General features: G+C 60.9%; 24 protein-coding genes. 2 read left to right on the top strand and 22 right to left on the bottom strand.

The window, feature by feature from the left end; genetic code table 11:
• Positions 1-82: 82 nt before the first annotated feature.
• Entirely contained in the window at positions 83-3,283 is a 3,201-nt protein-coding gene (locus tag ACXAJT_RS17190; RefSeq protein ID WP_475237214.1) for a PKD domain-containing protein, read from the bottom strand.
• 685 nt (positions 3,284-3,968) lie between these two features.
• Here ACXAJT_RS17190 and ACXAJT_RS17185 point away from each other — a divergent pair.
• Both ACXAJT_RS17185 and ACXAJT_RS17180 read left to right on the top strand, forming a co-directional pair.
• Positions 3,969-4,418 (top strand): UDP-N-acetylglucosamine--LPS N-acetylglucosamine transferase, encoded by a 450-nt coding sequence (locus tag ACXAJT_RS17185; RefSeq protein WP_475237212.1) that lies wholly within the window; start codon positions 3,969-3,971, stop codon positions 4,416-4,418.
• On the top strand, positions 4,415-4,900 hold the full coding sequence (locus tag ACXAJT_RS17180) for a glycosyltransferase (RefSeq protein ID WP_475237210.1): 486 nt from the start codon (positions 4,415-4,417) through the stop codon (positions 4,898-4,900). Before ACXAJT_RS17185 ends, ACXAJT_RS17180 begins: the two co-directional genes overlap by 4 nt.
• Here ACXAJT_RS17180 and ACXAJT_RS17175 read toward each other — a convergent pair.
• The 21 genes from ACXAJT_RS17175 to pcaD all read right to left on the bottom strand — a co-directional run bounded on the left by ACXAJT_RS17175 (position 4,897) and on the right by pcaD (position 26,964).
• Positions 4,897-5,610, bottom strand: coding sequence for an SGNH/GDSL hydrolase family protein (locus ACXAJT_RS17175; RefSeq protein WP_475237207.1), 714 nt, complete (start codon positions 5,608-5,610; stop codon positions 4,897-4,899). The genes ACXAJT_RS17180 and ACXAJT_RS17175 overlap by 4 nt on opposite strands.
• Positions 5,611-5,618: 8 nt before the next feature.
• On the bottom strand, positions 5,619-6,125 hold the full coding sequence (locus ACXAJT_RS17170; protein ID WP_475237205.1) for an acyltransferase: 507 nt from the start codon (positions 6,123-6,125) through the stop codon (positions 5,619-5,621).
• A gap of 300 nt (positions 6,126-6,425) precedes the next feature.
• A complete protein-coding gene (locus ACXAJT_RS17165; protein WP_475237204.1) occupies positions 6,426-6,785 on the bottom strand; it encodes a hypothetical protein in 360 nt (119 codons plus the stop codon).
• A gap of 105 nt (positions 6,786-6,890) precedes the next feature.
• Positions 6,891-7,604, bottom strand: a complete 714-nt coding sequence (locus ACXAJT_RS17160) for a sugar transferase (protein WP_475237203.1) — start codon at positions 7,602-7,604, stop codon at positions 6,891-6,893.
• Positions 7,605-8,004: 400 nt separating this feature from the next.
• The gene (locus ACXAJT_RS17155) at positions 8,005-9,243 is read right to left on the bottom strand and encodes a polysaccharide pyruvyl transferase family protein (protein WP_475237202.1); all 1,239 of its coding nucleotides are present in this window, start codon (positions 9,241-9,243) and stop codon (positions 8,005-8,007) included.
• 14 nt (positions 9,244-9,257) lie between these two features.
• Positions 9,258-10,277, bottom strand: coding sequence for a hypothetical protein (locus ACXAJT_RS17150; RefSeq protein WP_475237201.1), 1,020 nt, complete (start codon positions 10,275-10,277; stop codon positions 9,258-9,260).
• The gene (locus tag ACXAJT_RS17145; RefSeq protein WP_475237200.1) at positions 10,270-11,718 is read right to left on the bottom strand and encodes an oligosaccharide flippase family protein; all 1,449 of its coding nucleotides are present in this window, start codon (positions 11,716-11,718) and stop codon (positions 10,270-10,272) included. Before ACXAJT_RS17145 ends, ACXAJT_RS17150 begins: the two co-directional genes overlap by 8 nt.
• A gap of 90 nt (positions 11,719-11,808) precedes the next feature.
• Positions 11,809-12,738, bottom strand: a complete 930-nt coding sequence (locus ACXAJT_RS17140; protein WP_475237199.1) for a glycosyltransferase family 2 protein — start codon at positions 12,736-12,738, stop codon at positions 11,809-11,811.
• On the bottom strand, positions 12,735-13,319 hold the full coding sequence (locus ACXAJT_RS17135; protein WP_475237269.1) for an acyltransferase: 585 nt from the start codon (positions 13,317-13,319) through the stop codon (positions 12,735-12,737). Before ACXAJT_RS17135 ends, ACXAJT_RS17140 begins: the two co-directional genes overlap by 4 nt.
• 86 nt (positions 13,320-13,405) lie before the next feature.
• Positions 13,406-14,356, bottom strand: coding sequence for a glycosyltransferase family 2 protein (locus ACXAJT_RS17130; RefSeq protein WP_475237198.1), 951 nt, complete (start codon positions 14,354-14,356; stop codon positions 13,406-13,408).
• A 161-nt stretch (positions 14,357-14,517) separates the two neighbouring features.
• Entirely contained in the window at positions 14,518-15,441 is a 924-nt protein-coding gene (locus ACXAJT_RS17125; RefSeq protein WP_475237196.1) for a sulfotransferase family protein, read from the bottom strand.
• Positions 15,438-16,766, bottom strand: a complete 1,329-nt coding sequence (locus ACXAJT_RS17120; protein WP_475237195.1) for a hypothetical protein — start codon at positions 16,764-16,766, stop codon at positions 15,438-15,440. Before ACXAJT_RS17120 ends, ACXAJT_RS17125 begins: the two co-directional genes overlap by 4 nt.
• The gene (locus ACXAJT_RS17115) at positions 16,756-18,618 is read right to left on the bottom strand and encodes a CpsD/CapB family tyrosine-protein kinase (protein WP_475237193.1); all 1,863 of its coding nucleotides are present in this window, start codon (positions 18,616-18,618) and stop codon (positions 16,756-16,758) included. Before ACXAJT_RS17115 ends, ACXAJT_RS17120 begins: the two co-directional genes overlap by 11 nt.
• 72 nt (positions 18,619-18,690) lie before the next feature.
• Positions 18,691-19,935, bottom strand: a complete 1,245-nt coding sequence (locus ACXAJT_RS17110) for a Coenzyme F420 hydrogenase/dehydrogenase, beta subunit C-terminal domain (RefSeq protein WP_475237191.1) — start codon at positions 19,933-19,935, stop codon at positions 18,691-18,693.
• 196 nt (positions 19,936-20,131) lie between these two features.
• Positions 20,132-21,343 (bottom strand): polysaccharide biosynthesis/export family protein, encoded by a 1,212-nt coding sequence (locus tag ACXAJT_RS17105; protein WP_475237190.1) that lies wholly within the window; start codon positions 21,341-21,343, stop codon positions 20,132-20,134.
• Between the two features lie 120 nt (positions 21,344-21,463).
• A complete protein-coding gene (locus ACXAJT_RS17100) occupies positions 21,464-22,945 on the bottom strand; it encodes a hypothetical protein (protein ID WP_475237188.1) in 1,482 nt (493 codons plus the stop codon).
• A gap of 354 nt (positions 22,946-23,299) precedes the next feature.
• Entirely contained in the window at positions 23,300-24,370 is a 1,071-nt protein-coding gene (locus tag ACXAJT_RS17095) for a 3-carboxy-cis,cis-muconate cycloisomerase (RefSeq protein WP_475237187.1), read from the bottom strand.
• Between the two features lie 73 nt (positions 24,371-24,443).
• On the bottom strand, positions 24,444-25,043 hold the full coding sequence (pcaG, locus tag ACXAJT_RS17090) for a protocatechuate 3,4-dioxygenase subunit alpha (protein WP_475237184.1): 600 nt from the start codon (positions 25,041-25,043) through the stop codon (positions 24,444-24,446).
• A gap of 2 nt (positions 25,044-25,045) precedes the next feature.
• A complete protein-coding gene (pcaH, locus tag ACXAJT_RS17085) occupies positions 25,046-25,801 on the bottom strand; it encodes a protocatechuate 3,4-dioxygenase subunit beta (RefSeq protein ID WP_475237183.1) in 756 nt (251 codons plus the stop codon).
• Positions 25,798-26,181: a 4-carboxymuconolactone decarboxylase gene (pcaC, locus tag ACXAJT_RS17080; RefSeq protein WP_475237182.1), complete on the bottom strand. Its 384-nt coding sequence runs from the start codon at positions 26,179-26,181 to the stop codon at positions 25,798-25,800. The genes pcaH and pcaC overlap by 4 nt, the downstream gene beginning before the upstream one ends.
• Entirely contained in the window at positions 26,182-26,964 is a 783-nt protein-coding gene (pcaD, locus tag ACXAJT_RS17075; RefSeq protein WP_475237181.1) for a 3-oxoadipate enol-lactonase, read from the bottom strand.
• Between the last annotated feature and the right edge of the window lie 35 nt (positions 26,965-26,999).

The following is a 26,999-nucleotide window of genomic DNA, read 5'->3' as shown; positions in this document are numbered from 1 at the left end:
TTGTGCCCCGCCGCGCGCCAGCGGAGCGTGGGCAGCAATTTGGGTGATGCAGGCAAGCCCGAAACCCTTCCCGCGGCGGTGTTCAGCCTATCAGGTATCCGTGGTTCTCGCCGCCGGAGGTAAAGACAAAGTTGTCGATTCCGCCGTCGAAACCAAGCCCATCAGACGCCCCGATATCCATGCCCCAGTCACCGCGATCAAGCGTGCTGCCAGTGGCGCGGGTCGCATCCACGATCTCGCCATCTACCTTCAATTGAAGCAGACCGTAGTCGTCAGAATAGGAGACCGCCACGCTGTGCCAATCCCGGTCCGCCAATAGGTCCGAAGAGCTTGCGACCTCGAAAGTTCCGTCTGTCGTGGCAAGATGGAACACGAAGTCATCGCCTGTCACATCCATCTGAAGCGACTCTTTGATCCCGAAAACATTCTGCCCCTCAGCCCGATCGCTGCGAACGTCGAGCGTGAACAGAAACGCACCTTTCTCGAAGAAGATGTCGCTTTCGCGCGAAATTTCGATGACCGACCCTGCGGTGATCTCCGCGAACCTCGTGCCACCCTCGCGCTGCGCGAACGCGAACCCATCCCCCGAGAGATCGATTTCCACATTGTTTCCGGACGAGTCCCTGACGTGCTGACTCTCGAAATTCAGGACAATATCCGGCGCAGCGGTGGCTTCGCTGAAAGCCGCCATCGGAACCACCGAAGTTTCGGCCACTGATGGTGCCTCGGAAATCGTGATATTATCAATAACGACAGACGCTTCGGCATCTTTCCACGGATGGCCGAACGCCAGGCCCCAGTACTTCACAGACGGCGTCTGTCCCGTTTGGGCACCGGTGGCGACAAGGGCACCATCCACCTCGATCTGCATCACCCCCGCATCGGCGTCGTACTCGAGAGCGATCCTGTGTGCGATCCCGTCATCCAGATCAAGATCCAGTGTGCTGATGGTCTGCGTGCCCTGATCGGTGCTCAGTTGCAGTTGCAATTGCCCCGCGGTGTCCAGTGTCAGGTGCAAGGTTTGATACAGATGCAGGATGGTGCCCGATGTTCCAGACTCGGACACCGAGAGATCGAAAGCGATGCCGAAACGCTCTGCATCGAAGATGAAGTCGTTTTCACGGGTCAGCACCAGCATGGCTTTGGTGATGTCCACGCCGGCGTCCGTATAAGCTCCAGCGTTGTCGATGCTGTAGGCGATGTCGCTCGCCTGAATCGTCCCGCCTCTGAATTTGAGGCTGCCCAGGACTTTCTCTGGCACGATCAGATCGGGCACGCCGGGGATCGCTGCTTCGCTCCCAAAATAGACCTCTTTTATCTTCGCCGCGATTGCAGACCCCCAAGTGTTGCCCACAGTAAGGCCCCAATGGGTCTGCGAAGATGTCAGCCCGCTCGCGGCCATGCTGACATCAACCTTTCCGTCCACCAAGATCGAGAACAGTCCGCTGTCGCCGTCCAGCACGATGTTCAACGCATGCGCGCCGCCGTCAGAGAAGATCGCGGACTTGCTGACAAGATCGAAGACGCCATCGTCGGTCTCCAGCGTTGCGCGCAGATGGCCGTCCCCTCGGACGCGCACGACCAGGGTTCCGGGAAAGTGGACCAGAGCCCCCTTCGCATCCTTTTCGAGATCCACCGTGAGCCCTAGATTGAAACTTGCCAGAGAATAGAGACCCTTGGCTTCTTCGGTGATTTCCATCCTCTTGCGCCCGCCGATCTCCAGCCAGCCGTCACCAGTCACCGTCGCACCGTGGAACTCGACAGTCTCTGCACCCGTGTAAACGGCGTCGCCGAGTGTGTTGTCGAAGCGCACATCGGCGACCACGACGGGATCGATTTGTAGCGACCGCGTGATCGTATCGGCGGTGCCATCTGGCATCGTGACCGTCAGCGTGTAGTCGTGACGGCCTGCCAGTTCAAAGTCATGTACCACTCGGCTTCCGGTCGCGGTGCTGCCATCCGCGAACGTCCATTGGAATTGCGCGCCCAAGGGCATCACGTAACCGTCTGGACCGCGCGACCAACCAGCATCCAGCACCACGAGCGATTTGTCGGTCGCCGAAACGGTCACATCGGCCACTGCAGTCAGGTTCTCGGCGCTATCGCTGGCCCACGTAAGCGAGCTTCCCGCAACGCCGTTCAGCGCGCTGTCTGGGCGCAGCATCAGATCCCGAAGGTCCCCGTCTCCTGCCGCTTCGACGTTCACGAAATGTGTACGGAAGTCATCCTGTAAAAGCGGGGAAGCCGTATCCAATACGACGTTTCCTGTTCCCCCCATGGACGTATGCGCAACATTGCCGAAGATGAGAGCCCCGCTGCCCTCCACTTCTATCGCACCGGTCATTGTCGAAAGCGTTTCAGACCCGTCATCTTCAACTGTGTAGGCGTCCGCATTGTAAAGAACCGTGTTATTGGACACCGACGCATTCAGTGTATCTTCCAAATAAACGGCGTGATGATGCGCGCCGAAGATCACGTTATGTTCGACGACAATATTTTCTATCAAGTCGCCGTTCTTATCGTAGTGCGCATTCCGGCCAAAAATCATCTGGTAGTTTGCGCCATTGCCTGCGTCTAGAAAATTATTGCGTATGGCAATGTTTTCATTCCCCACATTGATGTTCGTGCCCCAAATCTGGATCATGTCAGAATGGTTGGCCGTTATGGTCGCGCCAAGGAAATCATGGAGGTGATTGCCATCGATCACCATACCCGACACACCACCGATGCGGATACCGTCGCCCTGCAGACCCTCCAGATCGTTTCCCAGAACGCTTATGTCGTAGGAGTCAAAGAAGCATAGCCCTTGGTCGAAGTTGCGGATCACGTTGCCTTCGAACGTGATGTCTTCGCTTCGCCGCACAACCGCCAGATCTGCAGCCTCGGCAATATTGTCCGTGGTGCCGAGCGGCCCTTCGGCATCAGAACTCATGAGAGAGTTTGTAATTTTTATGCCCTGCGAGTCTCGAATATCGAGCAGCGCCACCAACCCTTCGGCATCCGCACCATCAATATTCAGCACGACATTTTCCAGCGTGATATTTTCAGAACCGATCAACTTTACTTTTCTTATGACCGCTGGATTTTCCGAATCAAGGGATCGGATCGCAACAGCTGCGCTATCCTCGGTGTCTTTCAGATCTCGCACCACCAGTTCATATTCTTCTCCTGATGCGAGCAGTATCTCACCGCCACCGTTCGCAGATAATTCTGCATATGCCGTTTCGAGTTCTTCTTGACTGGATACAACTCTAGCCTCACCGACATTCACGTTATCTTGCACTGCTGCCCTCACTTGGTCTTCTTCGAACCGTTGCCAGCCATATGTTCGTTTGTGCTAGTGGCTAGAGTGGGGATTTTCTGGGGCAGGTGGCCAAGGTTGACGCTACGCAGTTTGTTGCTGATGCCCACCGGACGTCACAATCTGTCGGGACGTGGCTTTGACGCGGGGCAGTTCGCAACACCGGACGAATGCGGGCAAGTGAATCGAGCGCAGGCTAGCTGCGACCTCTACCCATCGATCCGCTGGAGTGTCACACGTCAGATGCAGTTGTGTGACCGGATCACCAAGATCGCAAGGTTCAACCCCTGCGGAAGCGATGAAACGCCACGGGAACCAAAGTATTATTATATAAAGATATTATAGATAGAATCTGGACCACCTTCCGCAACCGCATCGCCCCCCGACCGACGCAGGGTACGACGCTAGCTCGCCCTGGACCGCTCGCTAAAAAGCGCTGAAAATGCGGGCGTCATACGGTTTTCTTGGGTCTGTGTGATAAGACTGCCGAGCATGATCGTGCGCTCCTGCGCCGGGTCCTGTAGATTTCGTTTGTAGATGGTTTCTCTTAAGCTCCAGTTTCTGAGCGCCACGTCGTTTTCCAGTGAAGAATATTCGATTTGCAATTCATGAATGCCGGCGCCTGCGGTTTCCCAACGGCGGCATTATTTCGATTAGGAGACTAAAATTGCCTAAGCAGATCATCGCTGTCGCCTCGGCAGGCGGTCACTGGCAGCAATTACAGCGCATGCGCCATGCCTTTGAGGGTGAGAACGTGTTTTTCATGACGACACTAGAGGGCCTTCCTGACGACTTCGGGGCCCTTCCCGCCGCGATTGTGCCCGATTGCAATCAAAGCAATCCGATCTCGGCCGTTCGGTGTTTTTTCAGGGTCTACAAGATCATGCGCAATCAACGGCCTGATGTTGTCGTCACAACCGGCGCACTTCCAGGCTTGATCGCGCTTCTCGTGGGACGGCTGCTTGGCGCGAAAGGGATCTGGGTGGACAGCGTGGCCAATGCGGAAAGCATGTCCACGTCGGGTCGGATGGCGCGCTACGTGGCACATCTGCGGCTCAGCCAGTGGGAACATGTGGCCCGCGAGGCTCACGCGGAGTACGCGGGCTCGATCCTATGATTTTCGCCACGGTAGGAACCCAATTGCCGTTCCCACGGCTTGTCGACTTGCTGAACGAAATTGCGCCGCGGCTTAATGAAGAGGTGATCGCCCAAGTGGGATCGTCGGCGCAGGGCAGCTGGCCCAATCTGGATGCACGCACGTCGCTCGGACCGCAGGAGTTCAGTACCATCTTCCGTTCCGCCCGCATCGTCGTCTCACATGCAGGTGTCGGGAGCATTCTGTCTGCGCGCCGCTTCCGTAAACCGCTGATCCTATTCCCAAGGCGCTTTGCTCTCGGCGAGCATCGCAACGATCACCAGATGGCGACCGTCCGCCACCTCAAAGGGCTGGCGGGAATTCATGTCGCGCAGCGCCCGGAAGAGCTCGAAGCGCTTCTGCTTTCGGAAGACCTGTCCGCTCCGGCAGAGGAGTATTCACCAAGCCCGGCGCATCTGGCACTGATCAGACGGTTGCAGGAGTTCATTCACCAGCCCCGCTAGACAGACCCGCAGCCAGAGGATCGGACAGCACACAACACGGCTTCGACCGCCACCGGCACAATAAGGCGCGTCGCTATGTCCGGATCGGGGTGCAGCCCGTCTTCGGAGAGGCCGCGCGCCTCTCGCGGCAATGCGAGCCACCTTGGATAAAGGTCGATGAGGCCCACCTGCAACTCCTCAGCAAGCGTTCGGTATTGCAGGTAGTGCGCGCGCAGGCGCGGCCTTGCCAAACCTCGAAGGCCGTATGCTGGGCTCATGGTCATCAGCACGATTTCCGTATCCGGAGCATTTTCCGCGATCTCACGAACCAGCGCCGCGTGTGTGTATGCGGCTTTGCTCAAAGAACTTCCGTCGGTGAGATCGGCATCGTTTATGGCAAATTCGACCAACAAGAGGTCGGGTCGCGCCGCCGCAACTTTGCTTGCTTGCGTCAGGCCCCAGTCTGATCCTGAGCCGCTCTGGGCAAAGACTGAAAGCGACACCGGGCTGCCGAGAGACGCCCGCAACTGATCGGCAAGCACTTCCGGCCAAGGCTCCCCCGCGCTCAAGCTTGTGCCGAGCACTGCAAGCCTGAGCTCTTCATCTTCTGGCCAAGCCACCGAGAAGCGTCGATCTGCAATCGACGGGGGCGGGAGAAGGTCAAGCCCGGTCCAACGCACAAGCATCCAAGCCATGCCGAGTACAAGGCCCACCGCCGCAAATCCAACCAAGCGCCGCATCAAGTTTTGCCTGCAGCTGCAAGCCGGCTCTCATTTTCGTCTGCATTGGCAAAACGCCCGAACCGGCCGACGTCGATGCCTGTTCGGATGATCTGAGCCGGATTGCCCGCTACGATACTTCGCGGGGGCACGGATTTCGTGACCACGGCACCCGCGGCAACAACACTATTGTCGCCAACCTCGACCCCGGGAAGGATCATCGCCCGCCCGCCCACAAAGCAGTTCTTGCCGATGCGGGTATGCAGATACAGGCCCCGGGTCCTATCATGGGTCAGTATGCGGGCTTCGAATGCGATGTAGGAATCCTCGCCCACATGTACGCCGACTGGGAAAGTCCGATCGAGTTTTGCTGACAGCGATAGTTGACAGCTTGGATGTAAATCCATCTTCCACACCCGCACGAGGTAGATACGTCTTAGGTTCACCAAGAGGTTTCTCAGACCCGAGAGCCGATTCAATCCTCGGCGTCGGGCTTTATGCAAGGTTGGAATTGTTTGATCTGTCATGAAATGCACCAGATAATATTCGAAAAGCAAAAACTGTCATGGAACACGCTGGAAAGGCGTCTGCGACGCCTCAAGTTTGTCCATCAAAGGTCACATCCGCAATACAGCGCGTTCGCGCCTACCGCCAATTTTCCTTACGTCGTCTGCGACACAGTAACACGTTAGAGATCCCCTCGACCCCGCTGCTGTCAGGCTGCCTCAGGCTACAGCAGCCGTGCGCTAAATGCGGGCGGTGCGCAGATTTCCGCCATCGATACCTGATCCATTCTCTCTTCTCAGCGACGCCGGGACGGGATTTGGTTAGAGTGGATCGGTGAAGTTTTCCACCGCGTTTTTATAACATATTTTCTGACTGATCAGCAGGATCGCACCATGAGCTTCCTGAATATTTTTCTCTGCGTCTATCTGGCGACCACTCTTGTTGCGCTTGTTCTTACCTATCGAGAACAGAAACGCCGGGCCCAAAGAACGCCAGCCTTCATATTTATCGGATATGTTTTGTGCATGGTATGGCCGCTTGTCGCCGCTGTGATGGTGCTCTTCTATCGACCCGCCGCCCATCGGTCGCGCTAATATGGCGCTAGCTGTCACAGAAACGGCGCACCTCCAGCCACCCACGCCAATTCCCTGCACGACGCGGTCAGCCTTCGGCTGCGACAATAAACTGTCAAGTTCGGCATGGGGCGGCACTAAGCGAGTTCGGTAGCAGGTTTGGCTGCGAAATGATCCAGAGGGAAAAATGCTCGTAGCTCCTTTGAAAGACCATCAGTGACCGGTGCCTGACAAAACGACTGTCACGGTCGCAAGCAGGATCTTCAGATCTCTTTTGAAGGAAAGCTGAGAATTGTAGCCGCTGTCGAAATGGGCACGATCGGCGAAGGAGCTCTCGTTCCGCGCTGAAATCTGCCAAAAACCAGTAATGCCAGGTCGCAGCATGTAGTAGTCAGCTCCGGGGTAGAGATGCCGTTGAGACTGGAGCATCGGACGCGGCCCGACAATACTCATATCGCCAAGCAGAACATTCCAGAACTGCGGGAGCTCATCCAGTGAAGCCCTCCTTATGAAGCGCCCGACCTTGGTAATCCTTGGGTCGTTCTTGAGTTTCTGATCCCTGTCCCACTCTGCCTTGGCCTCAGGGTTATATTTGAGGTAGGTCAGAAGTAACTTGTCTGCATCCGGCACCATAGAACGTAGTTTCCACATCCTATAGAGCCGACCCGCTCGCCCGACCCGCAGCTGGCTGTAAAACGGGTTGCTGCCATCAAGTGCTACCATCAAGGTCAGTGGCAGCAGGACGGTAATTATAAGGGGAGCCGATAAAAAGACGAGGATCAAGTCGATCAGTCGCTTGCCAAAGGCTCGATAAAAAAATTGACCGCTTCCGCTGCGTGGACCCCCTACTACGATATCTAAGTCGATCGCTGAGGCGTCTCGATCAGATAGACTACTGAATTTTCTAAAAAATCTCTCGTACTTCATATTCAAATCCCCCAAAGGAAATTTTAAGTCTGGTGCGAGCAGAGCTCCAGAAGCGTAACTCTTCGTGAAAAACCGGGCATATCCCGAAAACCGGGGAATAACGTCACTCGCTGAAAAATTTCACGCGATATTCGCGGCACGCGAGGTGGATGGGACCAAGTTACCATGGAAATGTGACCCGCGTGATTCACTCTAAAAACCAGCGGAACAAAAACAGCCTTGGGTTGAGTTTGAGGTCAGCCTAAAAGAAAAGACACCCGTCGACGGCGCGTAGTGAGGATTTCCACAGCTTTCGCCCTGAAGATGTTCAATGCAATCAAAGAACGCCTATCAAGACATCACTCCAAAATCTGCCACCTGAAACACCGACATCATTGCAACCCGTCACAGATAAGCCTCGTTAATGCGAAGGTTTTTCAACGCCCACCGTAGATCTCGGCTCCAAGATCGCAGTGCTCGCAGCAAGGGTCTTCGCCAAGAATCTTCGGTAAAGGTCGAGGCGGCGCTCAGCTTCGGCGTTCGCGATCGCGATTTCGCGCGACAAAACCTCCCGCGCCTCGAACCCCTCAATGATCTGAGCCTCAAGCTGCTCGAGTGTGCCGTCTCTGGCATCCGCAACGTGATGATAGCCAAGCGAGCCGAACAAGCCGAGGAACTTGCGGCTGTAGGCGATTGGCAGCACCGGAACGCCCGAAGAAAAAGCCGCGATGCAGGCATGCATTCGGGCACCGAAGAAATAGTCCATCGTCGAGATCAGGCTCTTCGCGGCACTCGGATCGGGTGAAGGAGGCTCGACGATCACGTTCGGGAACTCCTTGCCCAGTTGCTCACAGGCTCGCTGATCGTCCTCCCCGGCGCCCGTCTCTGTCTCGATGATCACGTGGCCAACAAGGTGCACGATGCAATCTTTGCGCTCGGAAAACTGCTTTACCAGGGAGCGCATCAGCGTCGCATAGTCCATCTTCAGCCCGAACTCATTCTTTCCGGTGTAGCCGCCCGAGAACAGCAAACCTGAAACATTGATTCCGATGTGGATTTTTCCGTCCACAGTGCTCGCCTTCGGGAGGGTTTCGTAGGGAAGGCAAAAGGCGACATCCGTTGCCTCAATCATCGCGATCCCCGGGTCTTGCAGGCTGCGAACATAGCCCGACGAAAGGTTATCGCGGGCACAAACGAATGCCGCGCGTCGCATGATCCAGTTGGCGCAGCGTTTCACCCAAGGGCGGTTGAACGGGCCGATCGTCTCGGGCGCGAAGCCAAGCGGCGTACCAGTGCTTACCACCACCGACTGCGCGGCAAACTGCATGAGAAAGCGTTTGGTGCCATAGATGTCGGTGAAGCTGTCCCCGCCGCAGATATCCAGCACCAGATCGCAGCGCTTGGCCATCGACCGCAGCCCTTTGGGGTTCAGGATAAAACCCCTCGACAACGGGTGATATCGCAAGTTCGGCCGCTCGACGTACACTGCATGCGGCTCGTGCCAAGCGCTCAGCTCGAACGAAATATCTTGGCCAAGAGATGCGGCAACCTCTTCAAGAATGCGCATATCCGACAGTGTCAGCGCTCCAATTCCAAGGTTTGACGAGGTGACAGTGTGCCCAAGCAGGCCAACGGTGAGTGTCTTCTTGCCTTCCGTCATGTCGCGATCCCTTGTCATGATTGTGTGGAGGGCAGTTCCGCCCCAGCGCCGGGTGCGGCGCGGACGGTGCCACCCTGCTGCACCGGTTCCGTCTGTTTGCCGTCATTCAAGCCCTCGTAGCGCGAAAGATCGGCCATCGATCCGATCATGCGGGCCAGTCGCCGGTTGCTTTCGGCAAATTGCCCTTCAAACCGGGTGCGCGCCGCAGTCAGCACCGGGCGCCGGCCTTGAGCGAAACCTTTCAGGGGCGGCATTTGAAAGAGCTTCGCCGAGCCGCGATGCAGCCAAAGGCCCGCTGCCCCAAGGTCGACACATGTTGCCGTTGATGTCGGACCGCTGCGCAAATGGTTCATAACCCTCAGCAGCCCCGCCGAAGCCTCGGGCGCGCTGACGCCGACACGCTGACTGCTGATCTCACGCGGTTCGGGAGCGCCGCTGAACTCGGCGATCCGCGCGGCCACTGCCCCGGCGTCGCGCGCTAGCGCCTCATTCGTGATGACCAGCACATTCGCCGCACCGAACAATCTGCGGTACTCGGCCACCAGCCTGTCATACTCAAAGTGCTGGGGGTCGAAACCGATGTATCCTGGCGCGCAATCAGGCTCAAAGAAACGCCCCGGCGGCAGAGTTCCGCCGCGCCGCACATATTGCATATAGGTCGAGGCGATCGCCGATATCTGCTCACGGATCGAGATGAGAATGCGCGCCTCTGGGAAGCACTCCTTCAGCCTCGCGGCGCAAAGCACACAATCGCGCCCCCCATAGAATGGGTTGCCCGAGAGAATCTCGGAGGAAAGTACTGGAACATTTCCCCGCGAGAGCATTGCCAACGGGGCGGCGAGGCGCCGCTCTACGTCGGCGCTGTCGAAGCCGAGTGGATAGGGTTTAAGAAAGCTTTCGTGAATTTCCTCGTGGTCGAGCAGTTGCGCGTACCCATTTGCCGGAACAAACAGCGTGCGCTGCAGCCAAGTTGTGCCGGTCTTGTGATAGCCAATGTGGATGAGGAATCTCTGGCTCGCACCCATCTTATCCATTTGCGGGCCCTTTCTTGGCAGTCGAAAAGATCGCTTGCTTCAGCCGCACCGACATGAACCGCACCGCATCTTGCATCGTGAGCGCGCTGATCAGCAGCGCAAGGATCAACAGCAAGGTGCGCAGGCTCAGCACTTGGGTCAGATCGGTGGAGACTGGCCAGAACTCGAACGCAAAAACGAGAAGCCCGAAGGTTCCCACTGCGAGTGCGAGAGGCCAGGTCATTGCGCCTGCAGTCAGCCCAACCCGTCGGTGCACAAGTGCAATGGAGGTCAGGTACGACAGGGCTTCACCAAGGATCGCGATGAGCACGATCCCCTGCAGCCCCGCACCGAACCAGACCGCTGCGGCCAAGGCGATCGGCAGGACGCTCACCCGAACCAGACTGGCAAGTGCCGGATTGCTCGTCTGTCCTGTCGCGACCGCCGTGGTCGACGGACCCGACCGCGCGACGCGCAGCCCCTGAGCGATGCACAGAAGAACAAGCACATCCGCCGCTGCAGCGAATTTGTCTCCGAACAGCGCCACGAAGAGCCAAGGCCCAAAGATCGACATGATGACTGCAAACACGAGCCCCGCCAGCAGCGAAAGCTGCAGAGCCACCTGAACCGCCTCCTCAAAGCCATTTCCAGCGTTCCGCCGGCGCGACTGCAGCGGCAGCATCAGCGTTTGCAGCGTCTTCCCGATGATCAGCGTCGGCGTCAGAGCAAGCGTCAGCGCGGCGCTGAACCAACCCAGATCACTTGGCCCCATTTGGTTGGCCACGATCATGCGGTCACCGTTCATCACCAGAAACATGAGCGCGCCGTTGACCATAAGCGGCCACCCAAATCGCACGATGCGCACCGCCAGATCCCTGTGGAAAGCGACACCATAGCCCCGCTTCGCATAGATATGCGACATCAGAACCATGAGCGAATGCTGGATCAGAATGGACAGCATCATCGCGCGATAGTCCTGCAGCCAATAAGCCAAGGGCACTACCGCGAAACAGGCGGTGACTTGCGACACCAGCGGTGTCATGACGAAACCGCGAAAGTCCCTGACCCGCTGGGCCCGGAAGATGTCGAGATGCCGGAAACCACGGATCATAGGCACCAGAGCGAGTGTCTGGAAGGCCGGCCGTGCCTCTGGCGCCTGAAAGAAGTCCGCAAGCAGCGGCGCGAGGAAGAACAGCAAGACCGCCAACCCCATGCCCCGCGCGATCTCGAGCAGATGCATCGTGTTCTCGAGCTTGGGGTCGTCGCCATCCTTTGCCTGCACGAGCATCCGGTCGGCGGCCATGTTCGACGCAAGTTCGAGCACAGCCACAATGATCGCGAAGGTCATCGCAACGCCGTATTCCTCGAGCGGCAGCAGCCGCGCAAGAAACACGTTGCGCACGAACAGAAACAGCGAGCCAAGCGCGTTCCCGAAAAAGACGAACAGGCTGCTTCTGATCATGGCGTGCCTCCATGACACATCGACCTGCATGCGTCCGCCGCGCTGCGGGACACGGCGCAGCCGGTCGGTCTTCCACAAAGACTGCTGCGATCACATGCCATCGAGGGGCCTCCCAAGCGCCTGCCGGACCATCCAGCCAGAGCGCACAAACCGCAGCCGAAACAGTGTCAAGGCGCCCCGCAACCTCTCGCCAGAAGAAGCGAGTTGCGGCGCCCTCAGAACCTTTGGGAGATGTGCAAAAGGCGACAGGAACACCACCAGCGACCGTGCCAGCCAAGACCAGCGGCTGCGGTTCCCCGACCGCGCCTGTCCATAACTTTCGACTGTCAGTCTGAACCATTTCTTGCGAAGCGCGCGCCAGTCGCTGCGGCTCGGATGATAGACGACAAGCTCTGGCGCATAGGCAATTTCATAGCCCTTGGCCGCAGCGCGCAGACACCAGTCCTTGTCCTCGGACAATCCGTTGATCAAAGGACCCGTGTCCTCGACGACCGCGCGCCAAGTCAGCAGGTTGGCCGTCACCGAAAACCCCTCTTTCTCGACATAGTCCTTTTGCTGGAACGCGAAGACGGCTTCGAAAGCTTGGGCGCCGCTGCGGGGCGGCGGCGTCTCATCAAACACGCGGATCGCGCCGCCGACGATTTGTTTGGTCTCGATGACAGCGAAGGCATGCTCGAGCCAGTCCTGCGCCGGAATACAATCGGCGTCCAAAAAGAAGATGCGCGGTGACGTACTTTCCTCAACGCCGCGGTTGCGCGCGGTTGCCGCGCCGCGTCGGGCCTCAGTGACGAAGCGGACATCCGGATGCTTCGAAATGATCGAAACGAGGCTTTCCGTTGACGCGTTGTCCACCACCAGAATTTCCACGGGCTGCGGGCGCGCCGCCGCGGCAAGAGCATCAAGACAGCGCTCCAGCCGAACAACGTCATTGAAATGGGGAATAATGACCGCAGCCGCCGGCATAACCGGCACTTCTGAGGACTCCTGCTCTGAGGGGCGTTCAAGGATTGATGCGCTCACCGCAGATTCCTTCCGTCGCTCGTTGCAAACAGCTCCAGAGGCGCCCCGAGCCCCTCGAGATCTGCAGCCAAAGGGGCGCCAGATCGCTTGCGGCGTCCAACCACCCGCGCGGGAGCACCGGCGAGAATTGAGAACGGTGGGAAGGTGCCGCGCACGACGCTGTTGGCGGCAACGATGCAGCCATCTCCGACATTGGCTCCCGCAAGCACCACCACGCCGGTCGCGAGCCAGACATCGCGGCCGATGACCACGTCGCACTCGCCCATCTCCTGCTCCGTGACCGGTTGCCCCTCGTCGAATTTGTAATGCGCGGCGGTAATCATCACGTTCGGGCCGAAAAGCGCGTTGTCCCCGATGGTAATCTTCCCGGTGGTCGGCCCGGCCCAAAGCATGCAGCCACCGTTCAGATGCACCCCATCGCCAAGCTCGACGCGCTCGGCTTCAGCGAACCAGACAGTGGGCGAGATGGTCACATCCTTGCCCCGCGTGACACGACGCAGCGGGGTGACATGGGTGTAATTGTAGTAGTTGAGAATTTTCAACATGTGCAAATAGGCGCGCGGGTCCAGCAAGGTGGTCACCAACCTCAGAAACCGGCGAGGACGCGACAGTGATCTTTTCTTTGGCACGGCATTAATCCCCCGAGAGTTCGAAAAAATTTCGACCGTCAATAGCCCTTCAACCAAGTCTTGCGCTGCGACCAAACCCGGTCCCAAGTGACCCGCTCGGGCAGATCGGCTTTGCCCGAGACGAACGCGCGGATCCTGTAGAGCGCAAACCGCACCCCTGCCCAAAGCCACAGCAGGAAGAGTCCGATCGGCACCTTCCAAGGCTTCCAGTGCTCGCGGACCAACGTGGCCCGCGCACGCCCGACAAGGATGATCTTTTCGGCGCGCACATTGCTCGAGGCCCCGACAAGATGCATGATCGTAGCGCTCGGCGTGACCATGGGACTGTAGCCAAGCGCCCGCGCCCGATGGCAGAGGTCCGCTTCCTCGCCATACATGAAGTACTTGAGATCAAAGCCACCGAGTTGCTCCCAAAGGGCCTTGGGGATCATCAGGAAACACCCCACGACCACGTCGACGCAGCGCTCCGTATCCCTGTTCCAGTTGCCGATCGCTTCTGGGTTGAAGAAACCGCTGCCGGGAAAGAGCTTGTCGAGATAAAGCGCACGGCAAAACTGGCTGCGTACCGTGATCTGGTCGAAGCAGGACGCCGGGTTCAGCGAGCCATCTGGAAACAGCGTCCGCCCACCGTAGATCCCCGCAGCGGGGTTGCGCCGCGCGAAGGCCAGAAGGCTCGCGATCGCATTTTCGTAGGTCTCTGTATCGGGGTTCAGCAGCAGCAGCATATCGGCATGCGCGAGCCCACTGGCCAGATTGTTGGCCTTTGCGAAGCCGTGGTTCTCTGCGCTGGCGATCGTCTGGATCTGCGGAAAGCGCTCTGCGATAGCTGCGGCGGAACCGTCTGCCGACGCATTGTCATAGACGATCACCTCGGCAAGAACGTCGCCGCCAGCTTCGAGCAGGGTCTCGATGGCCTTCAGGGTCAGGTCGCGGGTGTTGTAGCTGACAATGATGATCGTCACATCCGGCTCGCCGAGCATCGCCGCCATTTCCGGAGACCAGATGCGAAGCGGTTGCGGACCACTTCCGCTGTACGACTTTGCGGACTGGCTTGGAATGGCAGTGGCGGACGGCTCGGCATCTGCGAACTGCGCGACGGACCTTGCTCCGGACTGCTGGTACATTGAGTTTCCAATCGTGGTTCGCGGTGTCAGATCGACCATGTGGCAAAGGACATTCCGGTGAGTTTCCGGAACTCTGCAATGTCTTCGGCGAGCTCTGCCCTGACACGGGCGATAGCCTCGTCGGGAAAAACCCTCTTGCTGTCCGGGAAAGGCGCAGCGATCAGCCGCTTCAGACGGTCCCGCGCCTCAAGGCTCAGCCGATCCCGCACCCAGCTGCCGATCCGCGTGTCCCGCGCTGACCTTAGGATAGGCTGCGGCACGCTTGTCAGTTCCTTGCCACGGTTCAGCGACGGGAGGGTCGGACCTCCCAGTGGGTCGAGACCCAGAAAGGCCTGAAGATCGCCCAGCACCGCCTGCGGCTCGGTCTTGAGGCGCTCGAACTCGACAATCTTGATCTGCTCGAGCGGAAAATACTCCAGATATGCCTTGAGCTGGCGGGCGTAGCAGCTGACCGATAGAATATGCCGATACGGCTCCTTCAGTGTCAGACGGATCGGATCCGCCGGGAGCGGCCCCTCATTGCGGCAAAGCGCGACCGGATCCGGCAGATCAAATCCTCGCGCCAGCATATGGTCGTACTGCGACACGAAACGGCGCACGGGATCGCGCACCACGTACACAAGTCGCACATCGGGCAACTCGCGATAGATGCGCCCGGCGACCCCAGGAAACACGTCCACTTTCGCGTAGTTGGGACTTGCCTCGCCACGCTTCAACGAGCCGGGATCGAATTGATTTCCGTACCACGTCTCGCCAAGCACGTGCTTTTTGGCGGTGAAATAATCCGGCTCCTTGTCCCGCGACATGCTGACCTGAGGGTGATGCTGAAAATAGTTGTGCAGCGAGGTCGTCCCGGCGCGCATCGCCCCGATGATAATGAAGTTGGGCAATGTCTTCGCAACCAGCGTGTTCGGCTGCACGCTTTGCTCGCTCGAGAATTCGATTTTCATGTTGGAAATGTCCTTCGAACAAACCCCACTGGTGACGCGGGCTTGGGCGCTTGCTTCGCTTTACTGTCGAACTCGAGCATCCAGGCCCCGCTGCCCAGTAGGAACAGAATGAGGGCATAGGCTTCGCGCCACACGTGCACGCCCCACATTGCGAGGAAGAGCGCTGCGATCGTGATGATGTACCCCTCGCGATAGGCGCTCACCCGGGGGTCGGAAATACGACGTGCCATAAGCGCCAGAGGCAGCCACAGGAAGCCAAGCAGGATCAGCAATCCGGCCGGCACCCCGTGGCGCAGCGTGACCAACATCCAGAACATGTCGACACTGTCGGACATGCCGGGGATATTGACCCATTCGTGAAGGCCGATACCGAAAAGCGGCGAGCCCTGAATGTTCGCCAGCGCATAGCCGAAGATCCGCGTCCGGTTGAAAGCGGTCTTGGGATCGAAAGCAATCTGGCTGATGACGAACTCAAGAAACACGCCGGTCACCAGCTCGATCAAGATGAGAACCAATGCGATCGTCGCCAGAAGATGCCAACGATCACGGATAGTTCGGGCAATGCCGCTCCAGCCGAGCAGAAGGACCTGCAGCAACATCGCGACCAACGCTCCGGACGATAGCGACAGGAAAGCCACGAAGGCCACAAGTCCAGCGCGGCTGTAGCGCGAGGACGCAGAGGCTCCATACCCGAGCACACGATAGGTCAGTGCGATGAAAGCACCGATGCAGATGCCGAAGTGGATCGGATGATCGAGTGTCGCCTGCACCCGCTCAAGCCCCATGCGGCGCAGCGGCGGGACCTCCGGCTGCGAGGGGTAGATCGCGTTCGTCAGATGCAGCAGCAGATTGTAGCCGGTGAGCGTCTCGAGCAGGGCGAAAGGGCACAGAAACACGACTATGCCGAACATCAGTTTGACCATCGCCGCAAAGCTCTCTGCATCGCGGATCACGCATCGACCAAGCAGGTACGCGCCCAGCGTCTCGATCGCGTTGATGCCGCTGAACTCGATCGCTTCGGAAAGCCCGTGGTTCGCGACCATGCTGAAGAAAACCCAAACGCAAAAGGCAATCATCGCCACGTCTGACACGATGATCCGGCCCGCCGCCCCACGCAGCAACCGCAGCATGAGCGGCAGGACCAAGATGAGGAGCAACGTCCGCGAGGTCGACAGCTTCACCGGCCCGGCCGACAGCTGAAACGCCACGAAGAGCGAGATGAGGAACAGCACGACTGACAGCGGCAGCACCGCGGGAACCGCCGCAGCCGTCTGCCGCAATTCGCTGCGCTGTCGCGGCAGGCCTTTGAGCGCCTCAACCGGCATCTGAACGCACGTCCTTTTGCAGCGGCAACAGCTTTATCTTGGCGCTCTCGGCAAACCTTCCGTCTCCTCGTACCGGGGCCGCGCCGGGCTGGGGGGTCGCGCGCGAGGGTGTAAAGCCATAGTCGAGAGGGCCGCGCCCATACAGGTTCGAGAGGAAATGCTCCGGACAGTCGTTCAGGAAAGCCCCAACCAGATGATCGCCGCCACGCTCGATAAGCGCGATTGCCGATTTTGTGCGGGCGATCCCGGCCCGACCGTGGCGCAGAACAAGCAGCGTGCCGTCGAGCAGGGGAGCGAGCGCTTCGGCATCCGCCGTGAGACAGGTGGGCGGCATGTCGACCACAATCAGGTCGAAGCGCTCGCGCAGCGCGGCGAGCAGATGCGTCATACCCGCTGAGGCCAGCAGTTCGGTCGGATTGCGCGAGGCCTCAAAACTTGGCAGCACGTAAAGGCTTCCGTCGCCCTCAACCTTCTCTTCAAGGAAATAGCCATCCGGGCCGGCACCCGCAGCAAGCAGTTCCGCCAGACCGCCCCGTCCAGACCCCTGCCCGGCCCCCTGCCCTGCTTCCGGCAGTCCCGCCGACTGGGGATGCCGCAGGTCCGCCTCGACCAACACGGTGCGCAGCCCGCTCCGCGCGCCTGCCATGGCGAATTGCCGCGCCACCAGAGTCTTCCCCTCGCGCGCGGCTCCCGATGTGAAGCCGACGGCGACGGCTCCCTTGCGCAGATCCGGCATCGCAACCGAAAGCAGTCGGCGGATGGCCTCGTCGAAAAGCGGGCGGTTCTTGTTGAAATCCGGGGCCGCTGCAAGAACGTGCAGCCCTAGTTCGTCGAGCTGCCGAGGGTAACGAACCCTTGTGTCGAGCAACTCGCGCAACGCGAACACCAGCGATAGAGCGGCAAACGTCGCGAGGAAAGCAGCGGTGGCGTATTGCGCCGGACCCGCAGCCGAGGGCTCGGTGGGCACCATCGCCATACTGACCACCCGCACCGGGTGCGAGCGGATATTCTGCAATTGTTGGACCTCGTTCCGGCGCCGGAGCAGGTCGCGATAGAGCGCCACGTCCGCGTCGTGGGTCATCTGTCGCAATGCCACTGCGTCGCTGCTCAGGTTCGATTCCTCTGCCTGAATTCGCTCACGGATGCTCTGTAGCTGCGCGTCGAGCCAAGAGACCATCTCGGCGCTGGCCGCCGTCACCCGCGCGTTGTGCTCAAGCAAAAAGGCCTCTGGCAGCCGATTGGCGATAGCTGCCGCCGCCTGTGCATCCGGCGACGAGACGGTGACCGAGATGAGCTGCGTCAATTCGTTGGTATTGGTCTCGACCACGCTTGCCAGCTGCTGAATGGTCTTGATCGGAGTGGTCTCGGTGCCCCCGTCCGGAGCCGCAATCGCCGCATCATCAAGCGGCGCGTCCTCCGCAAACAGTCCGGCGGGCAAGACCATCTTGATGCGCTGCTTCAGCGTGTCCTTGATCAGCGTCTTGGAAGACCGCAGTGCCTCGGGCTGCGCCACGAGATCAAGATCGCTGATCACGCGTGTCAGCACCGGCAGCGACTCGATGATCGCGGCTTCCTTGACGATGGGCGCAACCTCGTTCACCCAAGTGACCTTTCGGTCATCGGCGAGCGCCGAGAACGCCGAATCCGAGGTCAGCAGCCGCTCTTCGCGCTCGTCGAACCACAGGATCGAGGTTGCGCTGAACACCGGCGGCATCGGTCGCAGCAGCAGGAAGACCAAGAGCGCCGCCAACACGGCCAAACCAAGGCTGATGGGGCTCTTCTTTTTGACCGCTTGCAGGATATCCAGCGCCGACAGCGTCAGTCCCGTATCGATCTTTCCGCGATCAGTCATTGCGATCTCCCGTTCCGCCCCGGCTGGTCCAGCCCGAAAATATCCTGTGATGCGAGCACTTTGACTGCGTAATCATGATCTCAACCCCAACTCGCGGATAAGCATTCCCGAGAACTGTCGGAGGTTCTCTCGCACCCCCGCCTGCCGGGCATTGCGCGAAAGAAAGAAGCCGTCGTATTTCGGCGCACGCCGGAACAGCGCCCGCATCGCCAGCAGCCGCGCGAGCAGGTAGCGGCGCTTGCGCACCTGCCCCGGCTGCATCGGTTCAAGCGTGTTGATGTCAAAGGCAGAGGTGGTCACAGCACCCTGCGCTTCTGCGGCCCGTAGGATTTCCGAACCAAGCGCCGTGCGCGCCATCACCAGACTCGTGCCTTCCGCTTCCTCGAAACTGGGGTAGCCCTCGGCGTCGGTCTGCCAGGCATCGGCGCAGACGATGTCGGCGAAACTGCCGATACCATCGGGGCAAAGCTTGCAGCGCTTCTGCACGTGCCGCGACAGGATCTGGCCCCAGCTGTCGCGATAGCTCATGCGCGCCTCACGCCCATCCTTCAGCGTCGCCTTGGCGTAGCCGGGCCAGCCATCGCCACGATAGCGGAAGGCTGCAACCTCGCCCGGATCGACGCCCATCTTCTCGAGGACCTTGCCAGCACCCGCGGCACTGGGAACGCCCGCGCAGAAAAACGAAAGGGCCACGGCCACCTGACGGTCTATCCGCGGATCGATCCGGGCCAATGCCCGCAGGGTGGCCACGTCGCAGGGCTTGCCCACAAAGGCGATCCGCCCGCCAGTGTTCAACGCACGCTCCAGTTCCAACAGCGGCGCCGACGGCGCATAGCGCGAGCCCGCGGCGGCGAAGACATGATCACGACTGGTGCTGCTCACGCCTTGTGTGGCCGTCGGCTCGATGCGTGACGCTGCGGTCTGCACCACGGTATCCACGGCACCGCTTTGCAGAAGATGGGTGAGGATCGCAGAAAGTACGCCGCCAGAAGAGGCGTTGTGGCGAATATCCGGGTCGGTAGCATGGCCCGAGCGCACCTCCAGATAAGGCCCCCAGAGCTCATGGTCCTGCCGCCCTGCCGCGTTGAGCGCCAGTTGCCGTGCGGGGCAAATCTCGGCGATCTGCTCTTCCTCTTCGGCGCTCAGTGCGGCGGTCTGGACCGGACGCAGATAGCCCGGCTCTGCCAGCGTCATGCGCAGCGATGCGGGTGCCAGAATACTGCAGGCACCGCAGCCGGCGCAGGTGTCGGCCCGAAGCACCTGCTGCAGCGTCGCCGAACTTGGTTCGATCTTGCGGTCGGGTGTCAATGCGTTCATCGCGGTTCCTATGCGCCGGAACAGCGCCAGTCATGGCGTCCCGGCAAATGCCTATGGTGTCCTCCGCGTACCGGCCCGTCAGCGGGCGGCGCGAGGCCTTAGAAAAGTCTCTGGTCGAGCGCGTCTGATGCGCGCGCATGGTCAAATTCAGATCGGCGGGCGGCGATCGCCCGACGTGAAATTTCTGCTTGCCGGACTACTGGCCCGGCACGGAAACAACGCTTAGGTGCACTTCGATGAGGTCCCCCGGCAGCAGTGGCATGTCCTCCGCGCCATTCAGTACGAAGACCTGCTCGGCGTCCCCTGCCCCGCGGCGCACCGTGGCGGTCACATCGCTTTCTTGGTCCATCGCCGCGGAGCCGGAGTTGAGAAACAGCAATTGCTGGCGTGCCGCAGTCAGACGCGCGCGCGTGGTCTCACGCTCGACCAGCGCCTCGCTGAGATCTTCCAAAGCATCGCGGCGGGCCTCGTCCTCGAAATCACCCAACTCGAAATTGAGGCGGGCAAGTTCCTTTTCCGCGGCGGCGAGATCGCTCGCGGTGTCCAATCGGCGCGTGGCCGAGGACAGCAGCGAGCGACGAGTCGCGGTCACGCGATCCACCTCGACGAGCCCCCGTTCGCGCAGGGTGCTGATGCGGTCATATTCGGACTGGTCCGCCTCTTCGCCTTCTAACTCGGCGGCGAGTTGCTGGCGCAGTATCTCGATCTGGTTGGCGATCGCGGCCCGCGCCTCGAGCAGATAGGAGCGCCGCGTCGCCTTTCCTTCGGACCCGGCTTCAAGGCGTCGCTGCTCCACCTGCTCCACCGTCTCGCTGCCGAGCAGCATGGCTGAATCGCTCGCATCGACTGAAGGCTCGAGTTCGGATTTGTAGCGGCGAATTCGCACATCGAGGGCCGCCAGTTCTGCCGAAAACGCATCAATGCTGCCCTGCAACTGCGCAATCTGCGTGAATGGATCGCGGTAGGCCGCAAGATCGCTTCCCACACCGCCTGACAGCGTCACTGCGCGGCGCGCGGTCAGACCGGGCGTGAATTCGAAGGCGCCGGGCAGTTTGACATCTCCGGCGACATAGATCGGCCGGAACTCGGACACCGAAAGGCTGACTTCGGTCGGTGATATCGAAAACAGCGTTTCCCGTCCGTCAAGGCTCCGCTGCCGGAAAGCGACTTTGCCAAACCGCTCGGAAATATCCTCTTCGGCTTGTGCCACGGTCTTGTCCCGCAGGCTCACCCGTCCGACGAGCGGCAGAGAGATCATGCCGTCGTCACCGATCTTTATCTCTCGATCCAAGTTCGGCAGCCCGGCAACGCGAACATCGATACGGTCTCCGGACTGCAGCACATAGTCCGCGGCAGAGGCCATAGTCGCGCAGAGAAAGGTAGCAAAAAGAAGCCAAAACGGTTTCATCACAATGGTCCTTCGGTCACGCCGGACATCAGGAGCGAAACAAGCTCCACCGGCATCGAAAATTTATGTCGCTACAAATCGTGCTGCAGGGTCCCGGGGGGTCGCCGGGGCCGTGCATGGTCATAAACAGCCAGCGGTCACTGCGGTCGGATTGGGCTCATTGTCCCCAATACATCCGCGCAAAATCCGAATGATCGCAGCGTCAATCTGCTCGATCACCGTGTCACTGCTGTAAAGCTCCGCACCTTCTTCGTCGAAAACCACACCAGCGCTCCGGTCGAGCCGGGTGTACCGATTACCCTCCACCCGCCAGCCAAGTGCTTGGCCTCGCTCCAGCGAGACATATCCGTCAATGGTGCTGTAGGCGGCAGAGAGTTCAGGCAGTGTGTTGTCCATCACCGTCACGTTTTCGGACCGCGCGGCGATCGACAAAATCGGAGTGTGGAGCCGCCCCTCCCCGGCTTCAGGATCGGCGATCAGCAGGTTCCTTGCCACGGATAGACCAAGTGTCTCGCCAACGACGAGCGAATTGATGTGACCGTTGTAGATCACGTTATCTTCGATGGTGATATCGCGGTAGAAGAAGCTCTGCCTTTCGGCATCGGCTTCCGCCTTTGGGTTTCGCATGAAGAGCCCCTGCGCAAAGCTGTCATCTGCTGCGGCCTGCTGTATGAGCATGTTCTTCCGGATGATCACGTCGCGCGTGGGGGCGTTGGAATTCGTCGTCCAGAACTGGATGAGATCAGGATGATCGCCACGTCCGGGCGCCTCCTCATGCCGCCAAGGGTGCAACTCGCGCACCACATTTCTCTCGATCCTGGCATCCTGCAACTCTCCGAAGGTCATCCCGTCAGAGCGGATGTCTTGCAGCAGGTTTCTGTCTACCTCGAGGCGCGCCACGCGCTCAAAACCAAAGCCGCGGTAGACCGCCGTGGCGCGATTGCCGGTCACACGCAAATCCTCGGCATCACGCACATAAAGCGCGCGCCCGGCATAGGCGCCAGAAACCAGACCATTGGCGGCAGCGACCGCCTTTGCATCGAGAGGGTCGGCACCGATCCCATCGGGGACACGCGTACCCGCAAAGCTGCAGGCCCGCACTGTGATACCCCGCGCCGGACCGTCGGCATCGCCTCGAATATCCAGCATCGCGGCGAGTTTGCCATCGTCTTTGCGCGGCTGATAACGAAACGCCAAGCCTTCAAGACCGAGGTTTCGCACCCCGCGCAGCTGGATCTTCTCGAATGTCGCGGGCGCGTCTGGACGGGCCGACCGCAAGGTCACGGGCTTGTCGAACGCGGCAAGTGGCGCACGCAAACTGAGGCGCCCATAGGCCCCCGGAGCAAGCGAGATGATCTCGCCACCACGCGCCGACGCCAGCGCAGCCATAAGGTCTTCGGACGTTGAAACCAGCACAGTTTCTGCGACCTCAGAGACCGGCGCTGGCGCATCCGCATTGGCGGCAGAAACACCCACGCCGGACAAGCCGACGGCGGCCAAGACACCAATAAAGAGCACCCGCAGCCCGGTGCAGCACTTGCGCATCGCACCGCCGAAGCGGGGATCGCAAGTCGACACGGCAATTCGCGGGCTGCTCGCCATTGACCAAACTCCTGTCCTTAATGGGAAAAGTTCTTGCGGCTCTGTTCGATGCCGAAAGCAATTAATAAAAGATTAACGTAGACTATCCCAATGCACTGACATCTGGTGGTCGCTGTCAACTGCGCATGCACTCAACCCAGAGAGTTTTGCGCGTGGCGAGAAAATCTTCTCTGCAACTGATTGATTTCTGCGCGCTGCGCCAGAGAGCAGCCGTCCTTCAGGACCTGTCGCGCCGTCCGCCAACACTGCAGGACCGGTCCGCGCGCGGGGAGAGTCCCCCTCGCATTGGATCTTTGGCGTCCGCCTCTCAGACGATCTTCAAAGCGGGATCATCCGGGCCTTCTACCCGCCCGCTCACGTCGCCTCGGGCGTGCCGATCCGGTCGATCTTGCCCACCAGCGCGATGGCCGTGGCAAGCGCCGAGGCGGTGGCCTGCGCCATCTGCGGCAGGATCATCCACTCCAGCGCCCATGCCGCGCCCGAGCGTTCCTGTTCGTGAACCATCGCCTGATGCATCCCCGACAGCTGCACCGCGTTGAACCGCGCCAGCGTCACAAGAAGTTCCGCGCTCACCGGGTTCTGCTTGTGCGGCATAGCCGAAGAGCCGCCGCCGCCCGAGAGCTTGATCTCGTCCAGCCCCTGCTGCGCCATCAGGCAGACGTCCTGCCCGATCTTGCCGAGGCTGCCGGTGATCAGCGACAGCAGCCCGGCGTAATCCGCCACGCCGGCGCGCATCGCGTGCCACGCGCCATCGGTGCTCGCGAGGCCAAGCGCTGCGGCGACGTGATCGACCACCGCCTGCGCGTCCTTGCCAAGCGCCTTGCGGTCACCCGAGGCACCACCGATCTGCACCCGCTCGACGCGCGGCGCCAGTTGCGCCAACCGCTCCAGATGCGCCGCGAGCGGCTGGTGCCACGGGCGCAGCCGGTCGGAAACGGTGATCTCGGTGGCCGCCTGCATCCGCGTGCGGCCCATCAGCGGAGTCTCGCCGCGGCGCGCATCGAGATCGATCAGCGCCGCCTCCAGCCGCGCCAGCCGGTCCGCCAGCAGCGCGTTGCTCTGCTTCAGGGTCAGCGCCAGCGCGCTGTCCACCACGTCCTGCGAGGTCGCGCCCTTGTGCACCGCAGGCACCAGATCAGGGCCGACGATCTGCTTGAGCTGTGCCACGAGGCGCGGCACCGGCACCCCGTCTTGCGCCATGCCCGCGCGAATGTCCGCAAGATCGATCTTTGCCGTCTCGATCTTCGCCGCCGCGGCCTCGGCCAGCGCCGCATCGGCCCGTCCGCAGGCGCCGAGCGCGCGGCTCCATGCGGCCTCGAAGGCCAGCATATGCGACATTTGCCGGTCCGCCGACCAGATCGCCGCCATTTCGGGGTCGGCGAAGAGCCCGCCCAGCCAAGGGTGATCGAAAACGCTCGCGCTCATAGGTCCTGTCCCTCCACATGCCGAAAGGGCGGCCTGCACAGCCGCCCCGTCGCCTCGTTCTAATCTCTGCGCCTCAGATGTCGAGGAACACCGTTTCGCCCTCGCCCTGCAGGCGAATGTCGAAGCGGTACGTGCCCTCGCCGGTCTTCTTGGCGATCAGCGTGTCCACGCGCGGGCGCTGCTCGATGCGCGCCAGCAGCGGATCAGCCGAATTGTCCTCGTCCTCGAAGTAGATGCGCGTCTGCAACCCGATGTTGATGCCGCGGGCGACGACCCAGAGCGAGATATGCGGCGCGCTTTCCACGCCGCCCCGGCCTTTCACCTTGCCCGGCTTGACCGTGCGCAGGGTGAACTCGCCGGTCTCGGCATCGGCGGCAAAGCGGCAATGGCCCGAAACCTTGGGGTCCGCACCCTCCTGCCCGGGGAACACGCCCTTGGCGTCGGGCTGCCAGCTTTCGATCAGCGCGTCGCGCATCGCCCAGCCGGTGCCATCATAGACGGAGCCGGTGATTTCGATGATCTCGCCGTCGCAGCCCTCCTCGATGGGGCTCACGCCGATCTCTTCGTCGTAATAGCCCGCGTTGCCCGCGTAGGTGGGCATCAGGCCGATGTGGACGTAGGGCCCGGCGGTCTGCGAGGCGGTTTCCACGAGGGTGTCGAGTTTCTGCACCATGATCACATGCCCTCCAGCTTGTTCTCGAACATCGACTGGCGACGGCCGCGCAGCACGATGTCGAACTTGTAGGCGAGGTAGTCGAGCGGGCGCGAATGCGCCAGATCGAGCGGGGCGACCAGCGCATCAAGCTGGGCGCGGTTCTTGATCGTCGCGGCGATCGGGCAGTGGTCGATCAGCGGATCGCCCTCGAAATACATCTGGGTGATTAGGCGCTGGCCGAAGCTGTGGCCGTAAACGGAGATGTGGATGTGCATCGGACGCCAGTCGTTGCCACGGTTCGGCCACGGGTAAGCACCGGGACGAATGGTGAGGAACTGATAGTAGCCGTTCTCGTCGGTCAGCGTGCGCCCGCAGCCGCCGAAGTTCGGGTCGAGCGGCGCAAGATAGGTGTCCTTCTTGTGGCGGTAGCGTCCGCCCGCGTTGGCCTGCCAGATCTCGATCAGCGTGTTCGGCACCGGCTTGGCGTTCTCATCAAGCACCCGGCCGTGCATCAGGATGCGCTCACCGACCGCCGGCGCCGCGCCCTTGGTCCAGTTCAGCACGAGGTTGTTGTCGAGTTCGCCCAGCTTGCCGTGGCCGAAGGTCGGGCCGGTCTCTTCCGACGGCGAGCTTTCCATCGACAGCAGCGGCAGGTTCGGGGACCGGGTGACGCTGGTCTTGTAGCCGGGGTCATAGGCCACCGGATGAACCTCGCGGTTGCGCGGGATCAGCGGGCCCTTGTCCTTGATCGAGTCTGTGGTGATGAAGTTGCTCATTCGGCTGCCGCCTCCATTTCGGCATAGGTCGCCTTGGCCAGTTTCAGCGCGTGGTTGGCGCGCGGAACCCCGGCGTAGATCGCCACGTGCTGGAAGGCCTCCAGCACGTCTTGCTTGCTGGCCCCGGTGCGCGCGGTGGCGCGGATGTGCATCGGGATCTCCTCGAAGTTGCCGGTCGCCGCCAGCAGCGCCAGCGTCAGCATCGAGCGCTCGCGCTGGCTGATCGCGTCAGAGGCCCAGACCGTGCCCCATGCGCTGCGGGTGATCAGCGTCTGGAACGCCTCGTCGAGCGGCGTCTTGGCGGCCTCGGCGCGGTCCACATGGGCGTCGCCCAGCACCGACCGGCGGGTCTTCATGCCCTGTTCGTAAAGCTCGTCCATTCAGGCGGTCCTCCTCAGAAAGTCATTGATCAGGCGGGCGGTTTCGGTGGGCTGTTCGACGCAGGGAATGTGCCCCGCCCCGTCGATCAGCGCGAAGTCCGCTCCACAAAGCTCGGCGGTGCCGCGCACCAGCTCGGGCGGCGTTGAGCCGTCCTCGGCCCCCGCCATCGCCAGCACCGGCAATTTCAGCGCGCGGGTGCTTTCGGTGAGGTCTGCGCCCGCGATGGCGGCGCAGCAGCCCACGTAGCCGTCGAGCGGGGTGCGTACGAGCATGTTCTTCCAAAGCGCGAACTGCGGATCGCTCTCTCGGAAGCCCGGTGTGAACCAGCGCTCGAGAATGGCATCCGCCAGCGAGCCCACACCGTTCGCGCGGATGCCGTCGATCCTTGTCTGCCACATCTCGGGGGTGCCGATCTTGGCCGCCGTGTCCATCAGCACGAGCGCGCGGACAAGGTCGGGGCGTTTGGCTGCCAAGCCCTGCCCGATCAGCCCCCCGATCGACAGGCCAACAAAGGTGATGTCTTTAAGATCGAGCGCCGTGCAGATCGCCTCGGCGTCCGCCACCAGCGTCTCCATTTCATACGGAGCCGCCGGCGCATCCGACAGCCCGTGCCCGCGCTTGTCGAAACGCACCACGCGCAGCCCCTCGGGCAGCAGCGGAAGCAGCGCGTCCCAGACCCGCAGGTCGGTGCCCAGCGAATTGGCCAGCATCAGCACGCGGCCATCTTTCGGGCCTTCGTCGCGGATGTGCAGGGTCACCCCTGCGGCGTCGATTGTCTGCATGTGTCCTCCTCGGGCCGGTTAAGGCGTGGCGCTCT

This window comes from Salipiger sp. ABF4_146 (assembly GCF_056161345.1).
The sequence above is the reverse complement of the archived record's forward strand: the minus strand, read 5'-3'. Positions and strand labels throughout refer to the sequence as shown.

Excerpts from the sequence above, each read along its gene's own strand:
- ACXAJT_RS17115 (WP_475237193.1), bottom strand. The coding sequence starts at position 18,618 with ATGACTGATCGCGGAAAGATCGATACGGGACTGACGCTGTCGGCGCTG.
- pcaD (WP_475237181.1), bottom strand. The coding sequence starts at position 26,964 with ATGCAGACAATCGACGCCGCAGGGGTGACCCTGCACATCCGCGACGAA.
- ACXAJT_RS17150 (WP_475237201.1), bottom strand. The coding sequence starts at position 10,277 with ATGGATAAGATGGGTGCGAGCCAGAGATTCCTCATCCACATTGGCTAT.
- ACXAJT_RS17110 (WP_475237191.1), bottom strand. The coding sequence starts at position 19,935 with ATGAACGCATTGACACCCGACCGCAAGATCGAACCAAGTTCGGCGACG.
- ACXAJT_RS17145 (WP_475237200.1), bottom strand. The coding sequence starts at position 11,718 with ATGATCAGAAGCAGCCTGTTCGTCTTTTTCGGGAACGCGCTTGGCTCG.
- pcaC (WP_475237182.1), bottom strand. The coding sequence starts at position 26,181 with ATGGACGAGCTTTACGAACAGGGCATGAAGACCCGCCGGTCGGTGCTG.
- ACXAJT_RS17100 (WP_475237188.1), bottom strand. The coding sequence starts at position 22,945 with ATGGCGAGCAGCCCGCGAATTGCCGTGTCGACTTGCGATCCCCGCTTC.
- pcaH (WP_475237183.1), bottom strand. The coding sequence starts at position 25,801 with ATGAGCAACTTCATCACCACAGACTCGATCAAGGACAAGGGCCCGCTG.
- ACXAJT_RS17170 (WP_475237205.1), bottom strand. The coding sequence starts at position 6,125 with ATGACAGATCAAACAATTCCAACCTTGCATAAAGCCCGACGCCGAGGA.
- ACXAJT_RS17155 (WP_475237202.1), bottom strand. The coding sequence starts at position 9,243 with ATGACGGAAGGCAAGAAGACACTCACCGTTGGCCTGCTTGGGCACACT.
- pcaG (WP_475237184.1), bottom strand. The coding sequence starts at position 25,043 with ATGGTGCAGAAACTCGACACCCTCGTGGAAACCGCCTCGCAGACCGCC.
- ACXAJT_RS17180 (WP_475237210.1), top strand. The coding sequence starts at position 4,415 with ATGATTTTCGCCACGGTAGGAACCCAATTGCCGTTCCCACGGCTTGTC.
- ACXAJT_RS17130 (WP_475237198.1), bottom strand. The coding sequence starts at position 14,356 with ATGGCGGCGATGCTCGGCGAGCCGGATGTGACGATCATCATTGTCAGC.
- ACXAJT_RS17160 (WP_475237203.1), bottom strand. The coding sequence starts at position 7,604 with ATGAAGTACGAGAGATTTTTTAGAAAATTCAGTAGTCTATCTGATCGA.
- ACXAJT_RS17095 (WP_475237187.1), bottom strand. The coding sequence starts at position 24,370 with ATGAGCGCGAGCGTTTTCGATCACCCTTGGCTGGGCGGGCTCTTCGCC.
- ACXAJT_RS17125 (WP_475237196.1), bottom strand. The coding sequence starts at position 15,441 with ATGAAAATCGAATTCTCGAGCGAGCAAAGCGTGCAGCCGAACACGCTG.
- ACXAJT_RS17105 (WP_475237190.1), bottom strand. The coding sequence starts at position 21,343 with ATGAAACCGTTTTGGCTTCTTTTTGCTACCTTTCTCTGCGCGACTATG.
- ACXAJT_RS17120 (WP_475237195.1), bottom strand. The coding sequence starts at position 16,766 with ATGCCGGTTGAGGCGCTCAAAGGCCTGCCGCGACAGCGCAGCGAATTG.